Origin of the sequence: Croceibacterium xixiisoli (assembly GCF_009827305.1) — a bacterium.
Taxonomy (GTDB): Bacteria; Pseudomonadota; Alphaproteobacteria; order Sphingomonadales; family Sphingomonadaceae; genus Croceibacterium_C; species Croceibacterium_C xixiisoli.
The window spans coordinates 971456-993087 of sequence record NZ_WTYJ01000001.1 but is presented as its reverse complement, the minus strand read 5'-3'; the positions used below and the strand labels follow the sequence as shown (position 1 = coordinate 993087).

The following is a 21632-nucleotide window of genomic DNA, read 5'->3' as shown; positions in this document are numbered from 1 at the left end:
ACATTGCCGGGCGCCAGTCAGCCACTATGTTGGCGCCAAGCAAAGAGGGTGCCCTGCGTGACAGCCAATCCGGCCATTGAAGCCTTGTTGAATGCGTTTTCCGCCAGCGGCGACGCGCGCCTGCTTGGCGCCGCTCTCGGCCTCGCTGGCCATGATGCCGATCGGCGCAGCATTGTCGCCGCTGCCTTGGCGGCACCCGCCGACGGGCTCGACACCGATACGCGCCGCCCCTTGGCTCAAGCCGCGCTGGACATGGGCGATGCGCTGGATGCGATCAGCCTGTGCGGCGAAGACAACGCCCTGCTGGCGCTGCGGGTCGACGCGCTGCTGGTGGCCGAACGCGCGGCCGAGGCCGAAGCCGCCTATCTGGCGGCCGTCGCTGCCGATCCGGTGCTGGAAGATCCCGACATCGCCGCCCGGCTGAAACAGGCACTGGCGGCAACGCCGATGGCCGCCTCCAACGTCATCGGTTTCGCCGATGCCGCACGCGGCCTGCGCGGGCATGAACGCAGCGACCGTGAAGAGGCCGCCGCCGCGCGGGCGCTTTACAGCGAGAAGGTCAGCGCGATCAGCTTTGCCGATGTCGGCGGGCTGGATGATGTGAAGAAACAGATCATCCGCCGGATCGTCACCCCGTTCCGCAAGCCTTCGCTGTTTGCTAAATACCGACGCAAGGCCGGCGGCGGGGTGCTGCTGTTCGGCCCGCCGGGCTGCGGCAAGACCCTGCTCGCCCGCGCCACCGCCGGCGAATGCGAAGCCCGCTTCGTCAATGTCTCGGTCGTCGATGTGGTCGACAAATATATCGGAGAGGCCGAGCGCAAGCTGTCGGCAATCTTCGCCGATGCGCGCCGTGACACTCCGACCGTGCTGTTCTTCGATGAACTGGAGGCGCTGGCCGGTTCGCGCAGCAATCATGCCAGCCAGAGCCATGTCAGCCTGGTCTCCACCTTCCTCACGGAAATGGATGGTTTCGCCAACAACAATGACGGCGTGCTGATCCTGGCCGCCACCAATATGCCCTGGGGCGTGGACGCTGCTTTCAGGCGACCAGGCCGGTTCGACCGCGTCCAGTTCGTGCCCCCGCCCGATCGCGCGGCACGGGCGGAAATCCTGCGCCTTCATCTCGCGGCCCGCCCGCTGGCCGATGATTGCGACGCCGATGCCATCGCCGCCAAGACCGCCGGCTATTCGGGTGCGGATCTGGAAAATCTGGTCAACACGGCAGTCGATGTCGCGATCGAGGAAACGCTGTCGTCCGGCGTCGAAGCCCCGGTGGCCCAGCGCCATCTGCTCGATGCCCTGCAGGAAGTCCGCCCGACCACGCTGGAATGGCTGACCACCGCGCGCAATTACGCCAAATATTCCAACAATGGCGGCCAGTATGACGATGTCGCCGCCTTCCTGAAAGCCAATGGGCTGTGAGCGATTCGCTGCGTTATCGCATCATCGACGAACCCCGCCCCGGCCCGCTGCAGCGCTTTGCCCTGCCGCCGCTGTTGGTGTTCCTGATCACGGGGTTCCTGCTTCCCTGGGGCTGGCTGCTGATCGCGGTCAATGCGATCGCGCTGAACGGCGTGCACCGCAATCGGGAAATCGCCTTCGCAATCATACCAGTGGCGCTGTATTTCCTGACGCTGGCTGGTCTTGATACGGCCGTCAGCCGCGCCTGGCTGACCCACAGCCAGGCTGACTACGTCTTCATCGGCGCGGTCGGGGTGGGATTGATCTTTGCCGCTTCCGCCTATGTCTGGCAGGAACAGACGACCCAGCTTCGTCGATATCTGCAGCAGCGCTGACATGTACCCCTACGACATGGCCATGCGCCGGGCAGAGGCACTGCTCGACATCGGCAACAGCGCCGCGGCCATCGATGCCCTGCGCGATGCGCTGACCGCAGAACCCGACGATCCCTATCCCCATCTGCTGCTGGCCCGCGCGCTCCGGCAACAGGGGCGGATCGAAGGCGCGCTGTATGAGGCGGATCAGGCGATCGCGCTCTCTCCCATGTGGAGCGCAGCCCATCTGGAACGCTCGCAGACGCTGATGCTCAAGCAGCGCCAGCGCCAGGCGCTGCAATCGGCAGACCACGCCATCGAACTCGCCCCGGACAGCGCCGCCGCCCATCTGGTTCGCGCCGGCATCCTGCGTGTCACCGGGCGCCGGCGTGAGTCGCAAGACAGCCTGCGCATCGCCCAGCAACTTGCCCCCACCTCCCCCGAAGTGATTGCCGAATTCGGCTATTCCGCATTGGAAGACGGGCGCACGGCGGATGTGGCAGCGGCCGGGCGGGAAATTCTGAGCCTCAACCCCAATCATGATGCCGGGCTGGTGCTGACCGGTCATGCCCAATTGATGTCCGGCAATACGGACGAGGCGGTTCAGCTGGCGCTGGCCGCCCTGGCGCAGGCGCCGACCGACATCAACGCCCTCTCCCTGCTGGCATCGGCCAAGATGAAGGGCAATCTGATCGGCGGGCTGTGGTGGCGCTGGAACAGCCTGATGATCCGGCTGGGGCAGACACGGGCCATATTCGTGGCGGTCGCGGTCTGGGTCATCCATCGCTGGGCTATCCTGGGCAGCCAGGATCTGGGGATGCCGGACGAAGTCGGCTCGATCATCGCCATCCTCTATCTGGCCTTCGTGATCTGCATCCTGTCCGCTGGCACCATCGTGAACCGTATGGTGGCGAAGGAAATGGCGCAGGTCCGGCTCAAGCCACGATTTTAACCAGCGGAGACCGCCCGATTGCTAAGGGCGATCGGGCTTATTCTTCGTCTTCGCCCAGATCGCGGGAGACGCGCGGATCGGCCAGCAGGCGGTCGATCCGGCTGGCTTCGTCGAAGCTTTCATCGCCGACGAACTTCAGCTTGGGCGCGAATTTCAGGCCAATGCGCTTGGCCACCTCGCGCTGCAGATAGGCAGTGTTGCGACGCAGCGCCTGCAGCACCACCTCCTCATCGTCACCCAGCAGCGGCTTTACGAAGATTTTCGCCTGCCGCAGATCCGACGACATGCGCACTTCGGTAACGGACACAGTCGTCGCATTGAGCGTATCGTCATGCACCTGCTGCCGCGTCAGGATCTCGCTGATGACGTGGCGCACGCGTTCACCCACCTTGAGCAGGCGAACCGTCTGGTCTTCTGAATTGGCAGTCTGGCGGGCCATCAGTCTTCGTCTTCCACGTCTTCGGTGTAAAATGTCAGCCGGTTGCTCGCCGGGTCGGCAATCGTGATTTCGCGCGTGCCCCAGGGCGTGCGCTGCGGCTCACCCGGGCGGGAATTGCCGAATTCCAGCGCCCGCAACTTCTCCGCATAGGCAGATACATCATCCACCGGGATGCGAATGGCCGAACCAGGCGTGCAATCCCCATAATGTTCGGACAGATGCAACCGGCAGCCGCCCTTCCTCACACCGAGGTAGAGCGGCGCCCAATCGGCAAACCGGTGTTCGAACTCAAGCTCGAACCCGAGGAAGTCGAGGTAGAAGGCTTTCGTGCGCTGTTCGTCAAAACTGCGCAGGATTGGCGTCGGTGCACCAAACACGGGCCTTTTCCCCCTCCTTGCGAAGGACGCTTACAGCGTCCGTTCGCGTTCCTCGACCTCGAACACTTCGAGGTGATCGCCGGCCTTGATGTCGTTGGTATCGGCCAGCACCACACCGCATTCCAGACCGGTGCGGACTTCGTCCACATCATCCTTGAAGCGCCGCAGCGACGAAATGGTCGTTGCCGAAACGATGACATCGTTGCGGGTAAGCCGGGCATGGAGACCCTTGCGGATAACCCCTTCCAGCACCAGCAGACCTGCCGCCTTGTCGCGCTTGCCCGCAGGGAAGACCTGCTTGACCTCTGCACGACCGACAACGTTTTCGATCCGCAGCGGGCCCAGTTCGCCGGCCATTTCCTTCGCGATTTCCTCGGTCAGGTGATAGATGACGTCGAAATACTTCAACTCCACCTTGGTCCGTTCGATCTGCGTGCGCGCATTGGCGTTCGGGCGGACGTTGAAGCCGATGATCGGCGCCTTCGAAGCCGATGCCAGCGTCACATCGCTTTCCGTGATCGCGCCGACACCCGAATGCAGGATGCGGACCTTGATCTCGTCGTTCGACAGATTGTTCAGCGCATTGTTGATCGCTTCGACCGAACCCTGAACGTCACCCTTCACGACAACCGGGAATTCGATGACATCGCTCTTCAACCCGGCAAACATCGCTTCCAGATTCGGCGCGACCGTCGCTGTCCGCTTGGCGGTTGCCTGCTGCTGGCGATATTCCGCCACCTCGCGGGCCCGCTGTTCGTTCTCGACCACGGTCAGCACGTCGCCGGCCTGCGGCACGCCGCCCAGGCCCAGCACTTCGACCGGTACCGACGGACCAGCGTCCTTCACCTGCTTGCCCTTGTCGTCCACCAGCGCGCGCACGCGGCCGCTTTCCGTGCCGACAACAAAGGTGTCGCCGCGCTTCAGCGTGCCGCGCGTCACCAGAACCGTGGCAACCGGGCCACGACCCTTGTCGAGCTTGGCTTCGATCACCGTGGCTTCGGCATCGCGATCATAGCGCGCCTTCAGATCCATCAGTTCCGCCTGCAGCAGGATCTTCTCGATCAGTTCGTCCAGACCGGCACCGGTCTTGGCCGAAACTTCAACGTCCTGCACGTCACCGCTCATGTCTTCCACGATCACTTCGTGTTCGAGCAGACGTTCACGGATCTTCTGCGGGTTGGCTTCCGGCTTGTCCGACTTGGTAATCGCCACGATCATCGGCACGCCAGCGGCCTTGGTGTGATGAATAGCCTCGATCGTCTGCGGCATGATGCCGTCATCGGCGGCCACCACCAGCACCACGATATCGGTGACATTGGCACCGCGCGCACGCATCTGGGTAAAGGCAGCGTGGCCCGGCGTATCGAGGAAGGTCAGCTTCTGCTTGTCCTTCGTCGTGATCTGATAGGCGCCGATATGCTGGGTAATGCCGCCGGCTTCACCCTTCACCACATCGGTACCACGCAGCGCATCGAGCAGGCTGGTTTTGCCGTGGTCGACATGGCCCATGATGGTAACCACGGGCGGGCGCGACTGCAGCGTTTCTTCCGGATCGACATCCACGCTCGCGTCGATGTCGACGTCGCTTTCGCTCACACGCTGCAGATTGTGGCCGAATTCTTCGACCAGCAGTTCCGCCGTATCAGCGTCGATCGACTGGTTGACGGTGACCATCATGCCCATGTTGAACAGCGCCTTGACCAGATCGGCGCCCTTTTCGGCCATCCGGTTGGCGAGTTCCTGCACGGTGATCGCTTCGGGCACGACAACGTCACGCACCTGCTTTTCACGCTGGCGCGTCTGGCCACCCTGCGAACGGCGTTCCTTTTCCCGCGCACGCTTCAAGGCAGCGAGCGAACGCGCACGCGCGCCTTCGTCTTCGTTCAGCGCACGATTGACGGTCAGCTTGCCGCCGCGACGGCGATCCGCCCCGCGATCGGGCGTGCCGCGATTGGCCGGCGGTGCGGCAACCTTGCGATCGTCGCGCTTCTTGTCGGCCTTGTCCGATTTGTCGGCCTTATCGGCAGTCGCCTCAGCCTTGTTTTCGGTCTTTTCCACCTTTTCAGGTGCGGGCCGCTTCGGCTCGGGGCGGGCAACCGGGGTAAACCGGCGCGGCGCAGGCGTCACCACCTGTTCGACCACGGGTTCCTGCGGCGCTTCGACCACCTCTGCAGCGGCCACCGGCGTGGCGGGTTCTGCTGCAGGCGCAGGATCGGCAGCGGGCGTTTCCACCGCTTCCGTCACCACTGGCGCGGCCGGGGCTTCGGGCTCAGCCGGCGTTTCCGCACTGGCCTTCGCCTCTTCTTCCGCACGGCGGTTTTCTTCCGCGCGGCGCTTTTCTTCTTCTATCGCCTGGAGCCGTTCATCCTGTTCACGGCGACGCGCTTCTTCGGCACGCAGCAGGCGTTCTTCCTCGGCTTCACGCTGCATGCGCGCGACGCGTTCCTGCGGCGTTTCATTGGCCGGAATGCTCGGCGCCGGGCGGCGTACGACCGGGGCCGGAGCCGGCGTGGGGGCAGGCGCAGGCGCGACCACTTCGGGCGCAGCAACCGGTGCCGCGCTTTCTTCCACGGGCGATCCGCCCGGACGGGTCAGCTTGCGACGACGCTTTACCTCGACCGCCACCTTGTTGGTGCGGCCGTGGCTGAAGGTCTGCTTGACCTCCCCGGCGTCGACCGAGCGCTTCAGCCCCAGGGGCTTACGGTCGCGCGTCGGTGTCTCTTCGTTGTCGCTCATACGCCTTCAATAATCCTTCATCAAATCCGTCGCCCCGCTTTCCGGTGCGGATACTTCCGCGTCCCGGCCAGCAGTGCTGCAGGCTGCCTGCGCAGCCCCCGTAAAGTTCAGCAGGCGCCGAAGCGGAATCATGACCCGCTCGGCCGAGGCCCGATCGGCCAGCGCCAGATGGACGACATTGTCGCGGCCCAATGCCACAGACAGGGTCGTTCGGTCCAGTGGCAGACGTTCGCCGGTCATACCTGTGCCTTCGGCGTCACTACCGACCCGCCAGGCCTGATCCAGCTTCCTGCTGCCGTCGGCGCTGGCATCCGCCGCGTGATAAAGCGCCGCCACGCGCCCCATTCGTGCTTCATTGGCGATCTTGTCAGACCCCAAGATAAGACGTCCGGCCCGGAATTCGAGTCCCAGCCGGTCAAGCAACGCCCGCCGCAATGCGACTTCCGTCCGCTCGGCCAGATCCGCCGGTATGGCAAGGGCGCCGGTGCGGAATGCCCGGGCGATTGCCGATTTCAGCCGGCCATTGGCCACCGCGTCTTCCAAGGTGGCGCGATCGACACCGATCCACGCCCCACGCCCCGGCGCACGCGCCAGGGCATCGGGCAGCACATGGATCTGCCCATCCGGATCTTCCGGAGACAGCGCAAGCCGTATCAGGCCATCCCGCGCATCATTGCGCCCGGACAGCACACAGCGGCGCTCGGGCGTGTCACCACGCCCCTTACGCCCGGCAATGTCGTGGTCCGCTAGCGGATCATTGTGAGGATTCCGCATCAGCGGCCTCCTCGGTTACGGGCGCGTCAGCCGTTGCGGCATCGTCCTCATCTTCGAACCAGTGCGCACGCGCAGCCATGATGATCTGATTGCCCTGTTCTTCGGTCAGGCCGAATTCGCCCAGCACACCGCCCTTGTCTTCCGAACGCTGCGGCCGGCGCTGCGGCGGGCCATCGGCATTGCCACGGCGGCGCGGTGCTTCGCGCTTCTTGGAAATCAGCTCGTCCGTGGCCAGATCGGCCAGATCGTCAAGCGTCTTGATCCCGGCCTTGCCCAACACGACCAGCATCTGTTCGGTCAGGCCTTCGATGTCGGCCAGCGCATCTTCCACGCCCAGTTCACGGCGCTGCACGCGATAGGCTTCTTCCTGGCGCTCGATCGCATCGAGCGCACGGTTCTGCAGCTCTTCCGCCAGTTCGTTGTCGAAGCCTTCGATCGCAGCCAGTTCGCTCAGATCGACATAGGCCACTTCGTCCAGCTCGGCGAAGCCTTCGGCCACCAGCAACTGCGACAGGGTTTCGTCGACGTCCAGTTCCTCTTCGAACAGCTTGGAGCGTTCGGAGAATTCCTTCTGCCGCTTTTCCGAGGCTTCTTCCTCGGTCATGATGTCGATCTGGCTTTCGGTCAGCTGGCTGGCCAGGCGCACGTTCTGGCCGCGGCGGCCAATGGCCAGCGACAGCTGATCGTCCGGCACCACCACTTCGATGCGGCCTTCTTCTTCGTCCAGCACCACGCGGCTGACGGTGGCCGGCTGTAACGCGTTCACGACGAAGGTTGCCGCATCATCGCTCCAGGGAATGATGTCGATCTTCTCGCCCTGCAGTTCCTGCACGACGGCCTGAACGCGGCTGCCCTTCATCCCGACGCAGGCACCGACCGGGTCGATGCTCGAATCATGGCTGATCACGCCGATCTTGGCGCGGCTGCCCGGATCGCGGGCGGCAGCCTTGATTTCGATGATGCTGTCGTAGATTTCCGGCACTTCCTGCGCGAACAGCTTCTTCATGAATTCGGGATGCGCGCGGCTGAGGAAGATCTGCGGACCGCGATTGTTGCGTTCCACCTTCAGGATCAGCGCCCGCACGCGTTCACCGACACGGGCAGCTTCACGCGGGATCTGCTGGTCGCGGCGTATGACACCCTCGGCGCGGCCGAGATTGACGATCACATGGCCGAATTCGACCGACTTGATCACACCGGTGATCACTTCGCCGGCACGATCCTTGAACTCGTCATACTGGCGTTCACGCTCGGCATCGCGGACCTTCTGGAAGATCACCTGCTTGGCGCTCTGCGCGTCGATACGGCCCAGATCGACCGGCGGCAGCGGATCGACGATGAAATCGCCGAGCGCAGCCTTGCCGTCCAGCTTCTGCGCCTGCTTGAGATCGACCTGCTTGAAGTAGTCTTCGACGTCTTCGACCACTTCGACCACGCGCCACAGGCGCAGGTCGCCGGTCAGCGGGTCCAGCTTCGCGCGAATATCGTTTTCAGCGCCATAACGCGCGCGGGCAGCCTTCTGAATCGCCTCTTCCATCGCTTCGATGACGATCGACTTGTCGATCATCTTTTCCGAAGCGACCGAATTGGCGATCGCAAGCAACTCTGCCTTGTTGGCGGAAATCGGACTGGCCATCAGTCGTCTGCCTTCTCTTCTTCGAGTGTATCTTCGATTATCTCTTCGACTTCGTCCGCGCCGCTCATGTCGAGCGGCCTGGTCGCCGCGATCAACGCATTGGTCAGCACCAGCTTGGCCGAATGAATATGTGCAAGCGGAACGGCAACCCGCCCCGCCTTTTTGTCCTCAACCGTGACGATGCCGTCTTCGATGCCGACCAGCGTCCCGCGCAGCTTGCGGTGATCGTCCACCGGCTGCGACAGGGAGAAATTGGCTTCGTGCCCGGCCCAGTTGGCAAAATCCTTTTCCCGCGTCAGCGGCCGGTCGATGCCCGGCGAACTGACTTCGAGATTGTAGGCGCCCACGACCAGATCCTCGCCAGCTTCCTCAAGCGAATCGATTTCGGCAGAAATGCTGCGCGACAGCGCCATGCACTGTTCCACCACAAGCTGGCCGGTGGCCGGATCTTCCGCCATGATCTGCAGCGTGCGCTCTTCGCCCTGCCCGCTCAGCTTCACGCGCACGAGATCAAAGCCCAGCGCAGCGGCCAGAGGTTCGATCACTTCAGTAAGGCGCGTGGTATCGGCCATCGGGATTCCTGTTAAATCATGCTCACGAGACTTGGGGCCGGCCCCCGGAGGCGCCAGCACCTGACTTTGTCACGACAATGTCTGGATTGCGCCCATATAGGCGAAACCCCGTCCGGCATCAAGCGGTTTGCTTATCGCCTGCCGTACAACGGCTTCGCTCCCATTTTACAGCCTTGGAAACAGCTGTGACATTTGACAGCCCTGCCTCAAGCTGACAGCATTTGTCCCATGATCAAGGCGCATATCCGATATCACGGGGGTCAGCTTCTCGCGGGCAGTTAGCCCCGGGTCCGGTGGTTCGTGCCCCCCGCGCCCGGGGCGAAGACTCACCGAAATTTGCCGTATCCGCCGCATGAAGCCGGCCGGCAAACCCCATGATATCAAGGATTACCACCATGGCTGCCACCCAGCTGACCGAACGCCCGCCGATCGTGCTGATCGAAAGCGAGGCTGACGCCCTTTCCGATCTGGCCTTCAGCATCCGGAGCCGCAACCCGACTGTCGCCAACCTGCTGATCGAGGAAATCGACCGCGCCGAAACGGTGGACGCCGCGCAGATTCCCGCTGACGTCGTCACCATGGGATCGACCGTGACCTTCGTCGATCAGAAGAGCGGCGAACAGCACAGGGTGCAGCTGGTGTTTCCCGGCGATGCCGATCTCGACGCAGGGCGCCTGTCGATCCTGACACCGGTGGGTGCCGGGCTGATCGGCTTGCGGGCTGGCCAGTCCATCAGCTGGCCAGACCGCACTGGCAAGGATCGCACGCTGACGATCGAACAGGTCATTCGCGGCTGATACAGCAAGCCTCTCGCCCCAAGGGGCAAATCCCGCTACTCGGCGCGATCGGACTGAAGGAAACCGCGCCTGAGCTGAAAGGCCCAGACAGCGGGAATTGAGGGGCGTCATGGCATTTTCGACCACGCAGACAAATGTGACGCACCAGGAACCTTCGCAAGACGACGCGCCGCAGGGGAAAATCCTCGGCCTGCAGGTTTTCGTCTTTGCGCTGTTTTTCATCTTCGGCGGCATCACCAGCCTGAACGATGTCATCATCCCCAAGTTGAAAGAGCTGTTCACGCTCAACTTCACCCAGGCGATGCTGGTGCAGTTCTGCTTCTTTACCGCTTACCTGCTGGTCGGCATTCCCGGCGCCAGACTGGTGCAGCGGGTTGGTTACATGCGCGGCGCCGTCATCGGTTTGCTGCTGATGATGACCGGCTGCCTGCTGTTCATCCCGGCATCACACTACGCCACCTATGGGCTATTCCTGTTCGCCCTGTTCGTGCTGGCGAGCGGTGTTGTGATCGTGCAGGTCGTGGCGAATCCGTTGATCAGCCTGCTCGGTCGGGCCGACACCGCGCATAGCCGCCTGACCTTTGCCCAGGCGTTCAATTCTCTGGGTACTTTCCTGTTTCCGCTGGTGGGCGCCACACTGATCCTGGGCAGCCTGGCAGCGGTCAGCGCCGACCAGCTGTCGGGCGCGGCGCTTGATGAATATCGGCGCGCCGAGAGCCAGGCGATCGTGCATGCTTATCTGGGGTTGGCAGCCGCCCTGGCCGTCGTTGCAGGCGCGGTCTGGCTGTTCCGCAACCGCCTGCGCGGGGAAAAGCATGAAGCCAGCCATGGCCTGGCCGGTCTCAATCTGCTCAAGCGGCCGCGCTTCGGTTTCGGGGCGCTGTGCATTTTCCTGTATGTTGGCGCCGAGGTGTCCATTGGATCGCTGATCGTCAGCTATCTGATGTTGCCGGAAGTCATGGGACTGGACGAACAGCCCGCCGGCAAGCTGATCGCGCTCTATTGGGGCGGCGCCATGGTCGGTCGCTTCATCGGATCGCTGGTGCTGCGGTTCGTCAGCCCCGGGCTGGTTCTGGCCGGTGTGGCCTTGGGCGCCATTACACTGATCATCATTTCCGCCAATGCCACGGGCACGACGGCAGGCTACAGCCTGCTGGCCATCGGGCTGATGAATTCGATCATGTTCCCGACCATCTTCTCGCTCGCGTCCGAAAAACTGGGCCCCCGCGCGGCTGACGGTTCCGGCATCATCAACGTGGCGATCTTCGGCGGGGCGGTGGTGCCACTGGCAACCGGCGCCCTGGCTGATCTGTCGGGCAGCATCGCGATGGCTCTGGCCTTGCCCGCACTATGCTATGCGGTGATCGGCAGTTTCGGCATCTTTGCCCGTCGCCCGGCCTGAGGCTACCCCTCTTCGGTCAGCCCGTGCTTGCGGATGCAGTGGCGCAGCTGGTCATAAGTCAGGCCCAGCGCCTTGGCCGTCTGTCGCTGGTTCCAGCGATTGCGGCCCAGGGCATGTTCCAGAATCGCCCGTTCATGCGCATCGACCGCGCCGCGCAGATCGCTGACCGCGTCATAATCGCTGCGCGACACCATCGCGGGCGGCGTCTCGGCAGCCGCGGGCGCGGCCTGCGCCGCGCCGCCAACTGACGCAGGGCTGGCGACCGGCATCCACGGGCTGTCGAACGGATCGAACTGGACATGGCCGATGGCCGCATCCCAATTGTCCCAGCGATACACGGCGCGTTCCACCACATTGCGCAATTCGCGCACATTCCCGTGCCAGGGGTGATCATTCATCTGCCGCCGGACATGGGTGGCGAAGCCAGGCCAGGCATCCCAATCGAGTTCGGCCGCCATCCGCCGCCCGAAATAATCGGCCAGCACATCGATATCCCCTTCGCGCACGCGCAGCGGCGGCAAGGTGATGACTTCGAAGCTGAGCCGATCGAGCAGATCGGCCCGAAACCGCCCTTCCCGCGCCAGTTGCGGCAGATTTTCATTGGTGGCAGCGACGATCCGCACATCCACCCGCATGGGTCGGGATGATCCGATCCGGGTGACCTCGCCATATTCGACTGCGCGCAGCAGTCTCTCCTGCGCCGCCATCGACAGGGTCGCCAATTCATCCAGGAACAGCGTGCCCCGGTCCGCCTCTTCAAACCGGCCTGCGCGCGCCCGCGTCGCACCGGTGAAGGCGCCCGCCTCATGGCCGAACAATTCCGCCTCGATCAGCGTTTCGGGCAGGGCCGCGCAATTCATGGTGATCAGCGGTTCTTCCCACCGGTTGGACAGGCGGTGAAGACGTTCGGCGATCAGTTCCTTGCCCGTGCCGCGTTCTCCGATAACCAGCACTGGCCGGCGCATCAGCGCCGCTCGGCTGGCCCGTTCGACCGCATCGAGAAAGGCCCCGGATTGGCCGATGAACTGGCTGTCGCGCTCCATACCCCAATATATAGTGCTGAAACCCAACCCTTGGCAATTATCGCCACATCACACTTTTATTGACAACAACATGCCTTTGATAATCCTTCAATATTTCGGTCTGGCACACTCCTTGCTAATTCCTGAACAACACCAGACTGGCCAAGTGGCCGTTTAAGGAATTGACCGATGAATGATCGCAGCTTCTTCTCCAGTGCATTCGGCCACGCCGCATTGCTGGGCATGGCCGCGGTTGTCGCCGTGAACATTCTGGCGCTGAGCCAGCCGCTTTCGAGCACCCAGTCCGCCACCCTGCGCAATGCATCGATGGTTGAACTGGCATGACCGGCGCCGACAGCAACCCGCTGACCCCGATCAGCAAGGATCGCGCCCTGGCCCGCATCGACCGCGAAATGCAGGATTTACGTGCCAATGTTCTGCGGCCACTGGCCACGCGACTGGCCGGAACGGCCGAAACGCAACCTTCGCCTCGACCGCAACAGACGGGCCGCAACCGCAACCTGTTTACAACCGGAGTTCCCTGGATGGGCATTTTTTCCCGTACCCGCGACATCATCGCCGCGAATTTCAACGATCTGCTGGATCAGGCCGATGATCCGGCCAAGATGATCCGCATGATCATCATGGAAATGGAAGAAACGCTGGTGGAAGTGCGCGCCAGCGCCGCCCGCACCATTGCCGATCAGAAGGAAATGCATCGCCACACGGTGAAGCTGCGGCAGTTGGCCGATGACTGGAGCGAAAAGGCGCAGCTGGCGCTCAGCAAGGATCGTGAAGATCTGGCCCGCGCCGCTTTGGTCGAACGCAACAAAGCGAGCGATATGGGTGAACAGCTGACGCGCGAAATCGCGGTGCTGGACGAATCGCTGCGCGCCTATGAGCTGGATATCAACAAGCTGCAGAACCGCCTGCGCGAAGCCCGCAGCCGCCAGACGCAGATCGCCGCGCGCCTCGAAAGCGCCGAAAACCGCGTCAAGCTGCGCACACTGCTGACCAGCGAGCGCGTGGACGAAGCGCTGGCACGGTTCGACCAGTTGGAACGCCGGGTCGACCATGCCGAAGGCCGCGCCGATGCCCTGTCGATCGCCAGCGAACAGCGCCAGAGTCTGTCGGACGAGATTGCCGCGCTGGCCGGCTCCGACAAGGTCGATGAAGAACTCGAAGCCATGAAGCGCGCGCTGGGCAAAGGCGCCACCGACAAGGAGGGCTGACCGATGGAAGAGATAATTGCCGTCGCCTGTATCTTCATCGGCCTGCCCTGGGTGATCCTGCACTACATCACCAAATGGAAGACCGCCGCCACCATCACCAATGATGATGAGGTGCTGCTGGAAGAACTCTATCGCCTGGCCAAGCGGCTGGACGAACGGATGGACACCGTCGAGCGCCTGGTGGCGAATGATGATCCGTCCTTCAAACCAGCCCGCATCGCGCCCGATCTGGATGCCGACAATCAGCCGCTGCGCGAACTGGATCGGCTGCTGGCCAAACGGGGAGAACGCAAATGACCAGCCAACGCACCACGCTCTATCGTGACAAGCACAACGGCAAGCTGATGGGCGTATGCGCCGGGATTGCCGACTACACGGGAGTCAACGCTCTGTGGGTCAGGCTCGGCGCCATCATGTTGATGTTCATGACCAGCGGCTTCATCATCCCGTTCTATTTCGTGACCGGTTTCCTGCTGCAGAACAAGCCTGCCCACCTCTATGTCGATGCCCAGGAAGAACGGTACTGGCAGCGTGTGAGGCAGAGCCCGAAGCGCACCGCACGCGAAATCCGCGCCCGGTTCCGCGACATCGACCGGCGACTGGCGGAAGTGGAAAACTTCTATGTCTCCAGCAATCCGCGCCTCTCGGCCGAAATCGAGAACCTCCGCTAAGCCTTATCGGGAGTTTGAAACATGACCGACGCATTGGCCCTGATGATCCCGCTTGCACCGTTCCTGATGGTAATCGGCATCGTCTGGATCCGCAGCCGGACGAAGCTGGAAGAAAAGCGGCTGACTGCAACGGCGGAACAGAGTGCGGAAAAGGCCGCCCAATATGCGAGCAAGGTCACCGAACTGGAAGACCGCGTCCGCGTGCTGGAACGGATCGTCACCGACAAGGGCTATGATGTTGCCACCCAGATCGAAGCGCTGCGTGATCAGCGCCGGGTGGAAGATCTGCTGGAGAAACGCACAACCGCACCGTGAGCTTCCAGGCGAGAGGGACCGCCAAAGCCACCGAGGAGGGAACAATGGATTGGGGAGGCCAGGGACTGATCATCGTTGCGATCGCAGGGGTCTGCTTGGGCGGCTGGATCGTCAACAACTGGATCCGCGCCAGCCAGGGCTGTCCGCTGGATGATGATGCAAAGGGCACAGCCACGGCATCGGACCGCGAGACGGCAGACCGGCTGAGACAGGAAAACCAGCGGCTGCAACTGCGGCTGGATGCCAGCGAGAAACGGCTGGCCGTGCTGGAACGGATCGTAACCGACCGCGGATTTGAAGTCTCCGCACAAATGGAAACGCTGCGGGAAGACCGTGCCGAGGCCTTTGGCCCGGCGGCACAGGGCTCCGCGCAAAGGGAGATAAGCGTATCATGAGTTTCTGGACCGCCATCGTGCTGATCGTCATCATCGGCTGCGTCACCAGCGTTCTCCAGGAACGCTACAAGGGCAAGCGCGGCGTAACCACCGACTGGATGGGCAATGAGCGCATCAATGCGCCCCTTGAGGATCCGGCCGAAAAGGCCGCGCGCGAACGCGAAATCGCCGATCTGCGCGAACGGGTGAAGGTGCTGGAACGCATCATCACCGAAGACCGCGACACCAAGCGGCTCTCTGCAGAGATCGACAGCCTGCGCGACCGCTGAAACGGTTTCCCGCACCACCCGCCACCTCCGACAGGAAAGGATTTGCGAAGATGAGCCAGGACATTTTGCTCGCCGTCACCGCATTGTTCGGCCTGACGATCGTCACCGCCGCCGCGCTGCGCGGCTGGCAGGGATGGCTGGCGCTGAAAGTGCGGGAACTCGAAACCCGCCACGCCGCGCCGATGCGGGCCGAACCGCGCGAAATCGAAACCCGTGGCGATGGTACAGGCCGCATAGAGATCGCCGATCTGCGCGAACGCATCCGCAAGCTGGAAGCCATCGCGAGCGGCGTGGATCTGTAATCCGCCCGCGCCTCAATCGATGGTGAGTTCAGCCCCCATCTTCACCCGGTCCAGCGCCACCATTGTGCGATAGTGGGAAACCGCCTCGTTCTGTTCGAACAGGCGGCGGGCCAGGGCCTGATAGGCCGGCATATCCGATGCCACGATAACCACCACGAAGCTGGTCCCGCCCGTCACATAATAGCATTGCTGCACTTCGGGTGCTGCGCGGAAGACAGCCTTGGCATGGTCGATCGTCGCCGCCCGCTCGTCGGCCATGAACACCTCGACAATGGCGGTGATGGTCAGTGCCAGTGCTGCCGGATCGATGATCGCGACATTGTGCTGGATGATCCCGGCCCTTTCCATCGCGGCAATCCGGCGCTGCACTGCTGCGGTCGACAGATTCACCGCCTCTGCAATGCTGCGCTGCGGCGTCTTATTGTCCTGCTGAATGATGCGCAGAATCGCCCGGTCGAAACCGTCAGGGGAGCGGGGAGTGGGAGAGCCGGCCATCCGCGAGTAATTGTTGCATTTGCCCCGCCAATCAAGAGCGCCTTTCCCGCCGACCCGGTGCTATTGCCCTGCTCGGGTAAAGCTGCGGCACATCAGGCAGATGGCCAATCATGAAAGCAAGATAGTGGAAAGCCAGTCAGCCTTGGGTGCGCGCGGCATCGGAATTCTGTGCGGCATGGGCGCCGGCGCCCTGTGGGGGCTGGTGTTCCTGGCGCCGGAACTGGTGCCCCAATTCAGCCCGCTGCATCAGACGATCGGCCGCTATCTCTTCTACGGCCTGATCGCGGCCGTGCTGCTGGCGCCGCGCTGGCGCGCCGTCGTGCCCCGGATCGAGCGGCGCGAATGGCTGGCGCTCGGCTGGCTCGCGCTGACCGGCAACACGCTCTATTACATCCTGCTTGCCAATGCGGTGAAGATGGGCGGCATCGCCATGACATCGCTGATCATCGGCCTGATCCCCGTCACCGTGACCATTATCGGCAGCCGGGACAAGGGCGCCTTGCCGCTGGCCCGGCTGGCTCCGTCGCTGCTGCTGTGCGCAGCGGGCGTGCTGTGCATCGGCGGGCAATCGCTGATCGCCGCCCAGTCCGGCCCGCGCGGGGACGCATCGGGCACGCAGATCATCGGCATGCTCTGCGCGGTCGGGGCACTGGCATCCTGGACGATCTTTGCCGTGGGCAACAGCCGTTGGCTCCACCGGCTCGACCATGTGTCGGCGCATGACTGGAGCCTGCTGAACGGCATCGTCACCGGGGCGCAGAGCCTGCTGCTGATCCCGCTGGCGCTGTGGCTCTATCCGGCATCGCACAGCGGCGGAGACTGGCTGCAACTGGCCGGGGTGTCGATCGCGGTCGCTCTGTTCGCCTCCATCCTGGGCAATGCGTTGTGGAACCGGATGAGCCGACTGCTGCCGCTGACGCTGGTCGGGCAGATGATCCTGTTCGAAACGCTGTTCGCGCTGATCTATGGCTTCATCTGGGAACAGCGCCTGCCGACCGTGCTGGAAATCGCCGCCTTCGGCCTGGTCGTCACCGGCGTGCTCAGCTGCATTGCGGCGCACCGCCGCCCGGCGTCGGCCCCGCTGCCGCAGGGCGCGCATCCGGTCTGACGCATTATGCATCACACCCCCTTCCGCCGGGGCGGTCATGTTGATAGGGCGCCGCCATGCGCGCGCTTGATGACATCCGGGAAGAATATGAATTCCTCGAAGCCGATGAACGCTATCGGCTGCTGATCGAACTCGGGCGGGAGCTGGAAGAGATGCCGGCCGCGCTGAAGACCGATGCCACGCTGGTGCGCGGCTGTTCGGCCAGTGTGTGGGTCTATCCCACCGAAGCCAACGGCCAGCTGCATTTCCTGGCCGACAGCAATGCCGCCATCACCAAGGGGATCGTGGCGCTGGTGATTTCCGCCGTGCAGGATCGCCCCGCAGCGGAGGTCGCGGCGATGGATATCGCGGCCGAACTCGCCCCATTCGATCTGCGCAATCAGCTGAGTTCCAACCGCACCCAGGGCGTGCCCAACATGATCGCGCTGGTGCAGGAACACGCCGCGCGGATCGCGGCGGCCTGACATGATCGCCCGCCGGCTCTGGCTGTCAGCGGGTTTCGTCTGTGTCGGGCTCGGCTGGCTGGGCCTGATCCTGCCGATGATGCCGGGCGTGGTGTTCTTCATCATGGCGGCGTTCTGCTTTGCCCGCAGCAGCCCGGTGATGGAACAGAAGCTGCTCGACCATCCGCATATCGGCCCGCATCTGATCAGCTGGCGCGAACGGCGCGCGATCTCGCGCAAGGGCAAGCGTGCCGCCGTCATCACCATGACGATCGCCGGCATCGCCACGGCGCTGCTGGTCGGATTTCCCACCGCCTGGTGGTCGATCGGATCGATGAGCCTGGTCGGCATCTGGCTGTGGACGCGACCTGAATAATCACCCGCAAGCCCGTGCAGCTGCGGGACAGCTTTGCACCAGCGGCGCGACACTATCTTACCAAAGGCGACGCTCAAGCGCGAAAATTCGTGGCAAACCCTGGTTATCGGAACGGCACCAAAGGGATTGTCCCCAGGCATCCGGACCGCAAGGATCAAGGAGACAACGCCATGAAGACATTCCTGTTCGCCGCCCCGATCGCCCTGGCCGCAGCGCTCATCAGCGCCACCCCCGCCTCCGCCGCCGTCTGGAACAGCGGGCAGCAGATCAACGCCCAGATCAGCCAGCTGGACCGGCAGATCAGCAATGCCCAGCGCAGCCGCAATCTGAACCAGCGTGACGCCCAGCAATTGAGCCGCCAGGTCGACCAGCTGCAGAACCTGTCGCGCCAATATGCCCGCGGCGGTTTCTCCCGCACGGAGCTGCGCACGCTCGGCAACCGGATCGACAGCGTGAAATCGCAACTGGCCGCCAAGACCCGCGACAGCCGGCATGATGACAATCGCGGCCGGGACCATGATCGCCGGGACAATGACCGCCATGACAGCCGCGACAACAATCGGGGTGGCAACCGCCGCTGATCTTCCACGCAAATCCTTTGCGCAGATCAAGCGATGATATCTTGTCAGCCGGGGTCGGCGGGACTAGCTCACCGCCATGAGCAGCCGACCCCGCACATTGTATGAAAAGATCTGGGACGCCCACGTCGTCGAACGCCGTGATGATGGCACCTGCCTGATCTTCATCGATCGCCATCTGGTTCACGAAGTCACCAGCCCTCAGGCCTTCGAAGCGCTCCGCATGGCGGGCCGCAAGCTGCGCCGGCCGGAACTGACGCTGGCCGTGCCGGACCACAATGTCCCCACCACCGCGCGTGTGGACGAAGCCGGCAACCGTATCCCGATCCTGGACGTGGAAAGCGCGCAGCAGCTCGCCGCGCTGGAACGCAATGTCGAGGAATTCGGCGTCCGCTATTTCGGCGCGACCGCGCGCGAACAGGGCATCGTCCATGTGGTCGGCCCGGAACAAGGTTTCTCCCTGCCCGGCACCACGATCGTTTGCGGTGACAGCCATACGGCGGCCCATGGCGGCGTCGGCGCGCTGGCCTTCGGCATCGGCACCAGCGAAGTCGAACATGTGATGGCCACGCAGACCCTGCTGCTGCAACCGTCGAAGACGATGGAGGTGCGCGTGGAAGGTGATCTGACGCCGGGCGTCACCTCCAAGGATCTGATCCTGCACATCATCGGCGTGATCGGCACGGCTGGCGGCACCGGCTATGTCATCGAATATCGCGGCCGCGTGTTCGAGGATATGAGCGTCGAGGGCCGGCTGACGGTCTGCAACATGAGCATCGAAGGCGGCGCCCGCGCCGGCCTGGTTGCCGCCGATGACAAGACCTTCGCCTATCTGAAGGATCGCGCCTTCTCCCCCAAGGGCGACGAATGGGATCAGGCGGTCGCCTATTGGCGCACGCTGCAGACCGATGAAGGCGCCGTGTTCGACAAGACGGTGGTGATCAACGCCGCCGACGTCGAACCCACGGTCACCTGGGGCACCAGCCCGGAAGACGTGGTCGCCATCGGCGGCGTCGTCCCGGCGCCGGAAAGCTTTGCCGATCCGTCCAAGCAGGATGCTGCGCGCAAGAGCCTGGATTACATGGGCCTGGTCCCCGGCACGCGCATGGAAGAGGTGGAGGTGCAGAACATCTTCATCGGATCCTGCACCAACAGCCGGATCGAGGATCTGCGCGCCGCTGCTGCCGTTCTGAAGGGGCGCCACACCGCGCCCAACATCAAATGGGCGATCGTCGTGCCGGGTTCGGGGCTGGTGAAGGAACAGGCCGAAGCCGAAGGGCTCGACAAGGTCTTCACCGATGCCGGTCTGGAATGGCGCGAACCGGGCTGTTCGGCCTGCCTCGGCATGAACCCGGACAAGGTGCCCGCCGGCGAACGCTGCGCCAGCACCAGCAACCGCAATTTCGTCGGCCGCCAGGGTCCGGGTGCGCGCACCCATCTGGTCAGCCCGGCCATGGCCGCCGCAGCCGCCGTCACCGGCCGGCTGACCGACGTGCGCGAACTGGTCGGCTGATCCGCGCATTGCAGCTTTGCCCATCCCGGCCGCCCCTGCGGTGGCCGGGATGAGTCGCAAATCATCCTTCGCGCCGGTCGTATCCGCTGACACACGCGTGCTGATCCTCGGCAGTCTGCCCGGAGAACGCTCGCTCGCGGCCGGTCGCTATTACGCCCACCCGCAAAACCGTTTCTGGCAGCTTGTCGGCGATGCGATCGGGCGCGATCTGGTATCGCTGGATTACCCTGACCAGTTGGACGCCCTGATCGCCGCGCGCATCGGCTTGTGGGATGTGGTGGCCTCCGCCGAACGCAGCGGCAGTCTCGATTCCGCAATCCGCAATGCGCAGCACAACGCGCTGTCCGATCTGGTCGCCACTTTGCCCGATCTGCGCGCCATCGCTTTCAACGGGCGCAAGGCCGAAAGCATTGGCCGCCCCCTTTTGGCGAACATCACAGCGGAACTGATCGCGCTTCCTTCATCCAGCCCCGCCTATGCTGCACTGCCACTTGCGGCAAAGCAGCGACAATGGGGCAAATTGTGCGAATTCCTCGCCTGAACCCCTTGCCACCATCCCGCGTGGCGATCATTTATGAAACCATGAGCAAGCGATCAGACATAGGGCCCGGCGGCAAGGCCGCCCTGGCAGGAGCCATCGGTTCGGCAGCGATTGCCGCAGCGGTGATGTTCGTGAACAAGCGCAAGGAACGCGACAAGAAGAAGCGCTTCACCACCCCGTTCAACGAACCGCCCGAGACCGATTGATGGAGCCTGTGCGCCATATCGAAGGGAGAGCGATCCCCTTCGGCCTCAAGAACGTCGACACCGATCTGATCATCCCCGCACGTTGGCTGAAAACCATCAGCCGCGAAGGGCTTGGCCGTGGCGCTTTCGAAGCCGTCCGTGAAGATCCGGACAATGTGTTCGACCAGCCCGATTTTGTCGGCGCCCCGATTCTGGTGGCGGGCGACAATTTCGGCTGCGGGTCGAGCCGCGAACACGCCGCCTGGGCCCTGCTGGACATGGGCGTGAAGGCGGTAATCGCGCCGAGTTTTTCGGACATATTTTCCGGCAATGCATTCAAGAACGGCATTCTGACCGTGATCCTGCCGCAGGAACAGGTTGATCGGCTGCTGGAAGTTGCCGCGACCGATCCGATCAGCGTGGATCTGGAAAGCCAGACCGTCACCACGCCATTCCAGGATCGTTTCCGGTTCGAAATCGATCCCTTCCGCAAGCATTGCCTGCTCGAAGGGCTGGATGAAGTCGGGCTGACGCTCGCACGCGATGCCGCCATTGCCGGTTATGAAGCGAAGCTGGGCGCGGAAAAGCCCTGGCTGGTTCACGGCACCGATCTGGCCGCCTGAGGCGCCGGCTCTGCTCAAGGGTTGACCTGCGGGCGGTGAACACTTGCCGCCCGGGTCACCGGCGCGCTATCTGCAGCATATCAATTTCAGAACATAAGGCTTCA

The 21632-nt window shown here is 63.5% G+C and carries 29 protein-coding genes; 21 read left to right on the top strand and 8 right to left on the bottom strand.

The genetic code is table 11. The features are described from left to right. The first annotated feature begins 57 nt into the window (after nucleotides 1-57). From GRI97_RS04760 to GRI97_RS04750, 3 genes are read left to right on the top strand one after another with little or no spacing between them, the layout of a single operon-like run. A complete protein-coding gene (locus tag GRI97_RS04760; RefSeq protein WP_161389948.1) occupies nucleotides 58-1422 on the top strand; it encodes an ATP-binding protein in 1365 nt (454 codons plus the stop codon). Beyond that, nucleotides 1419-1796, top strand: a complete 378-nt coding sequence (locus GRI97_RS04755; protein WP_161389947.1) for a hypothetical protein — start codon at nucleotides 1419-1421, stop codon at nucleotides 1794-1796. Before GRI97_RS04760 ends, GRI97_RS04755 begins: the two co-directional genes overlap by 4 nt. Before the next feature lies 1 nt (nucleotide 1797). Beyond that, nucleotides 1798-2727 (top strand): tetratricopeptide repeat protein, encoded by a 930-nt coding sequence (locus GRI97_RS04750; protein ID WP_161389946.1) that lies wholly within the window; start codon nucleotides 1798-1800, stop codon nucleotides 2725-2727. A 37-nt stretch (nucleotides 2728-2764) separates the two neighbouring features. Here the strand turns inward: GRI97_RS04750 and rbfA are convergent, their stop codons facing one another. From rbfA to rimP, 6 genes are read right to left on the bottom strand one after another with little or no spacing between them, the layout of a single operon-like run. Beyond that, the gene (gene rbfA / locus GRI97_RS04745; RefSeq protein ID WP_161389945.1) at nucleotides 2765-3166 is read right to left on the bottom strand and encodes a 30S ribosome-binding factor RbfA; all 402 of its coding nucleotides are present in this window, start codon (nucleotides 3164-3166) and stop codon (nucleotides 2765-2767) included. Continuing rightward, nucleotides 3166-3543, bottom strand: a complete 378-nt coding sequence (locus GRI97_RS04740; RefSeq protein ID WP_161389944.1) for a glyoxalase superfamily protein — start codon at nucleotides 3541-3543, stop codon at nucleotides 3166-3168. The genes rbfA and GRI97_RS04740 overlap by 1 nt, the downstream gene beginning before the upstream one ends. A 30-nt stretch (nucleotides 3544-3573) precedes the next feature. Beyond that, nucleotides 3574-6279, bottom strand: coding sequence for a translation initiation factor IF-2 (infB, locus tag GRI97_RS04735; RefSeq protein ID WP_161389943.1), 2706 nt, complete (start codon nucleotides 6277-6279; stop codon nucleotides 3574-3576). Nucleotides 6280-6285: 6 nt separating this feature from the next. Beyond that, on the bottom strand, nucleotides 6286-7053 hold the full coding sequence (locus GRI97_RS04730; protein WP_161389942.1) for a DUF448 domain-containing protein: 768 nt from the start codon (nucleotides 7051-7053) through the stop codon (nucleotides 6286-6288). Continuing rightward, the gene (gene nusA / locus GRI97_RS04725) at nucleotides 7034-8689 is read right to left on the bottom strand and encodes a transcription termination factor NusA (protein ID WP_161389941.1); all 1656 of its coding nucleotides are present in this window, start codon (nucleotides 8687-8689) and stop codon (nucleotides 7034-7036) included. Before nusA ends, GRI97_RS04730 begins: the two co-directional genes overlap by 20 nt. Next, the gene (gene rimP, locus GRI97_RS04720; protein ID WP_161389940.1) at nucleotides 8689-9261 is read right to left on the bottom strand and encodes a ribosome maturation protein RimP; all 573 of its coding nucleotides are present in this window, start codon (nucleotides 9259-9261) and stop codon (nucleotides 8689-8691) included. Before rimP ends, nusA begins: the two co-directional genes overlap by 1 nt. A gap of 395 nt (nucleotides 9262-9656) precedes the next feature. Between rimP and rnk the strand changes: the two genes are divergently transcribed. Then, complete coding sequence (gene rnk, locus GRI97_RS04715; protein ID WP_161389939.1) at nucleotides 9657-10058, top strand: nucleoside diphosphate kinase regulator; 402 nt, start codon at nucleotides 9657-9659, stop codon at nucleotides 10056-10058. A 109-nt stretch (nucleotides 10059-10167) separates the two neighbouring features. Beyond that, on the top strand, nucleotides 10168-11460 hold the full coding sequence (locus GRI97_RS04710; RefSeq protein ID WP_161389938.1) for a sugar MFS transporter: 1293 nt from the start codon (nucleotides 10168-10170) through the stop codon (nucleotides 11458-11460). A gap of 2 nt (nucleotides 11461-11462) precedes the next feature. On the opposite strand, the gene pspF is transcribed toward GRI97_RS04710, so the two are convergent. Further along, nucleotides 11463-12503: a phage shock protein operon transcriptional activator gene (gene pspF / locus GRI97_RS04705; protein WP_161390816.1), complete on the bottom strand. Its 1041-nt coding sequence runs from the start codon at nucleotides 12501-12503 to the stop codon at nucleotides 11463-11465. 168 nt (nucleotides 12504-12671) lie between these two features. On the opposite strand from pspF, the gene GRI97_RS04700 reads away from it, so the two are divergent. From GRI97_RS04700 to GRI97_RS04665, 8 genes are read left to right on the top strand one after another with little or no spacing between them, the layout of a single operon-like run. Beyond that, complete coding sequence (locus tag GRI97_RS04700; RefSeq protein WP_161389937.1) at nucleotides 12672-12827, top strand: hypothetical protein; 156 nt, start codon at nucleotides 12672-12674, stop codon at nucleotides 12825-12827. After that, nucleotides 12824-13714, top strand: coding sequence for a phage shock protein PspA (pspA, locus tag GRI97_RS04695; protein WP_235917606.1), 891 nt, complete (start codon nucleotides 12824-12826; stop codon nucleotides 13712-13714). The genes GRI97_RS04700 and pspA overlap by 4 nt, the downstream gene beginning before the upstream one ends. A gap of 3 nt (nucleotides 13715-13717) precedes the next feature. Then, nucleotides 13718-14011: an envelope stress response membrane protein PspB gene (gene pspB, locus GRI97_RS04690; RefSeq protein ID WP_161389936.1), complete on the top strand. Its 294-nt coding sequence runs from the start codon at nucleotides 13718-13720 to the stop codon at nucleotides 14009-14011. Continuing rightward, the gene (pspC, locus tag GRI97_RS04685; RefSeq protein WP_161389935.1) at nucleotides 14008-14385 is read left to right on the top strand and encodes an envelope stress response membrane protein PspC; all 378 of its coding nucleotides are present in this window, start codon (nucleotides 14008-14010) and stop codon (nucleotides 14383-14385) included. Before pspB ends, pspC begins: the two co-directional genes overlap by 4 nt. 21 nt (nucleotides 14386-14406) lie before the next feature. Further along, entirely contained in the window at nucleotides 14407-14700 is a 294-nt protein-coding gene (locus tag GRI97_RS04680) for a phage shock protein B (RefSeq protein ID WP_161389934.1), read from the top strand. Nucleotides 14701-14744: 44 nt separating this feature from the next. Continuing rightward, nucleotides 14745-15095, top strand: coding sequence for a hypothetical protein (locus tag GRI97_RS04675; protein WP_202392579.1), 351 nt, complete (start codon nucleotides 14745-14747; stop codon nucleotides 15093-15095). Further along, nucleotides 15092-15364, top strand: a complete 273-nt coding sequence (locus GRI97_RS04670; protein ID WP_161389933.1) for a hypothetical protein — start codon at nucleotides 15092-15094, stop codon at nucleotides 15362-15364. The genes GRI97_RS04675 and GRI97_RS04670 overlap by 4 nt, the downstream gene beginning before the upstream one ends. A 50-nt stretch (nucleotides 15365-15414) precedes the next feature. Beyond that, nucleotides 15415-15666 (top strand): hypothetical protein, encoded by a 252-nt coding sequence (locus GRI97_RS04665; protein ID WP_161389932.1) that lies wholly within the window; start codon nucleotides 15415-15417, stop codon nucleotides 15664-15666. A gap of 12 nt (nucleotides 15667-15678) precedes the next feature. Here the strand turns inward: GRI97_RS04665 and GRI97_RS04660 are convergent, their stop codons facing one another. After that, on the bottom strand, nucleotides 15679-16161 hold the full coding sequence (locus GRI97_RS04660) for an Lrp/AsnC family transcriptional regulator (RefSeq protein WP_161389931.1): 483 nt from the start codon (nucleotides 16159-16161) through the stop codon (nucleotides 15679-15681). 100 nt (nucleotides 16162-16261) lie between these two features. Between GRI97_RS04660 and GRI97_RS04655 the strand changes: the two genes are divergently transcribed. The 8 genes from GRI97_RS04655 to leuD all read left to right on the top strand — a co-directional run bounded on the left by GRI97_RS04655 (nucleotide 16262) and on the right by leuD (nucleotide 21528). Beyond that, complete coding sequence (locus tag GRI97_RS04655) at nucleotides 16262-17269, top strand: DMT family transporter (protein WP_161389930.1); 1008 nt, start codon at nucleotides 16262-16264, stop codon at nucleotides 17267-17269. Nucleotides 17270-17325: 56 nt separating this feature from the next. Then, the gene (locus GRI97_RS04650; protein ID WP_161389929.1) at nucleotides 17326-17733 is read left to right on the top strand and encodes a SufE family protein; all 408 of its coding nucleotides are present in this window, start codon (nucleotides 17326-17328) and stop codon (nucleotides 17731-17733) included. Nucleotide 17734: 1 nt separating this feature from the next. Continuing rightward, nucleotides 17735-18088 carry a YbaN family protein gene (locus GRI97_RS04645; RefSeq protein WP_202392578.1) on the top strand — a complete coding sequence of 118 codons (354 nt, stop codon included), beginning with the start codon at nucleotides 17735-17737 and terminating at the stop codon, nucleotides 18086-18088. A 170-nt stretch (nucleotides 18089-18258) separates the two neighbouring features. Next, a complete protein-coding gene (locus tag GRI97_RS04640) occupies nucleotides 18259-18669 on the top strand; it encodes a hypothetical protein (protein WP_161389928.1) in 411 nt (136 codons plus the stop codon). Nucleotides 18670-18745: 76 nt separating this feature from the next. Next, the gene (leuC, locus tag GRI97_RS04635) at nucleotides 18746-20179 is read left to right on the top strand and encodes a 3-isopropylmalate dehydratase large subunit (protein ID WP_161389927.1); all 1434 of its coding nucleotides are present in this window, start codon (nucleotides 18746-18748) and stop codon (nucleotides 20177-20179) included. Nucleotides 20180-20195: 16 nt separating this feature from the next. Next, the gene (locus tag GRI97_RS04630) at nucleotides 20196-20720 is read left to right on the top strand and encodes a DNA-deoxyinosine glycosylase (protein ID WP_235917605.1); all 525 of its coding nucleotides are present in this window, start codon (nucleotides 20196-20198) and stop codon (nucleotides 20718-20720) included. 41 nt (nucleotides 20721-20761) lie between these two features. Further along, the gene (locus tag GRI97_RS04625; protein WP_161389926.1) at nucleotides 20762-20926 is read left to right on the top strand and encodes an isopropylmalate isomerase; all 165 of its coding nucleotides are present in this window, start codon (nucleotides 20762-20764) and stop codon (nucleotides 20924-20926) included. Next, on the top strand, nucleotides 20926-21528 hold the full coding sequence (leuD, locus tag GRI97_RS04620; RefSeq protein ID WP_161389925.1) for a 3-isopropylmalate dehydratase small subunit: 603 nt from the start codon (nucleotides 20926-20928) through the stop codon (nucleotides 21526-21528). Before GRI97_RS04625 ends, leuD begins: the two co-directional genes overlap by 1 nt. Nucleotides 21529-21632: the final 104 nt, after the last annotated feature.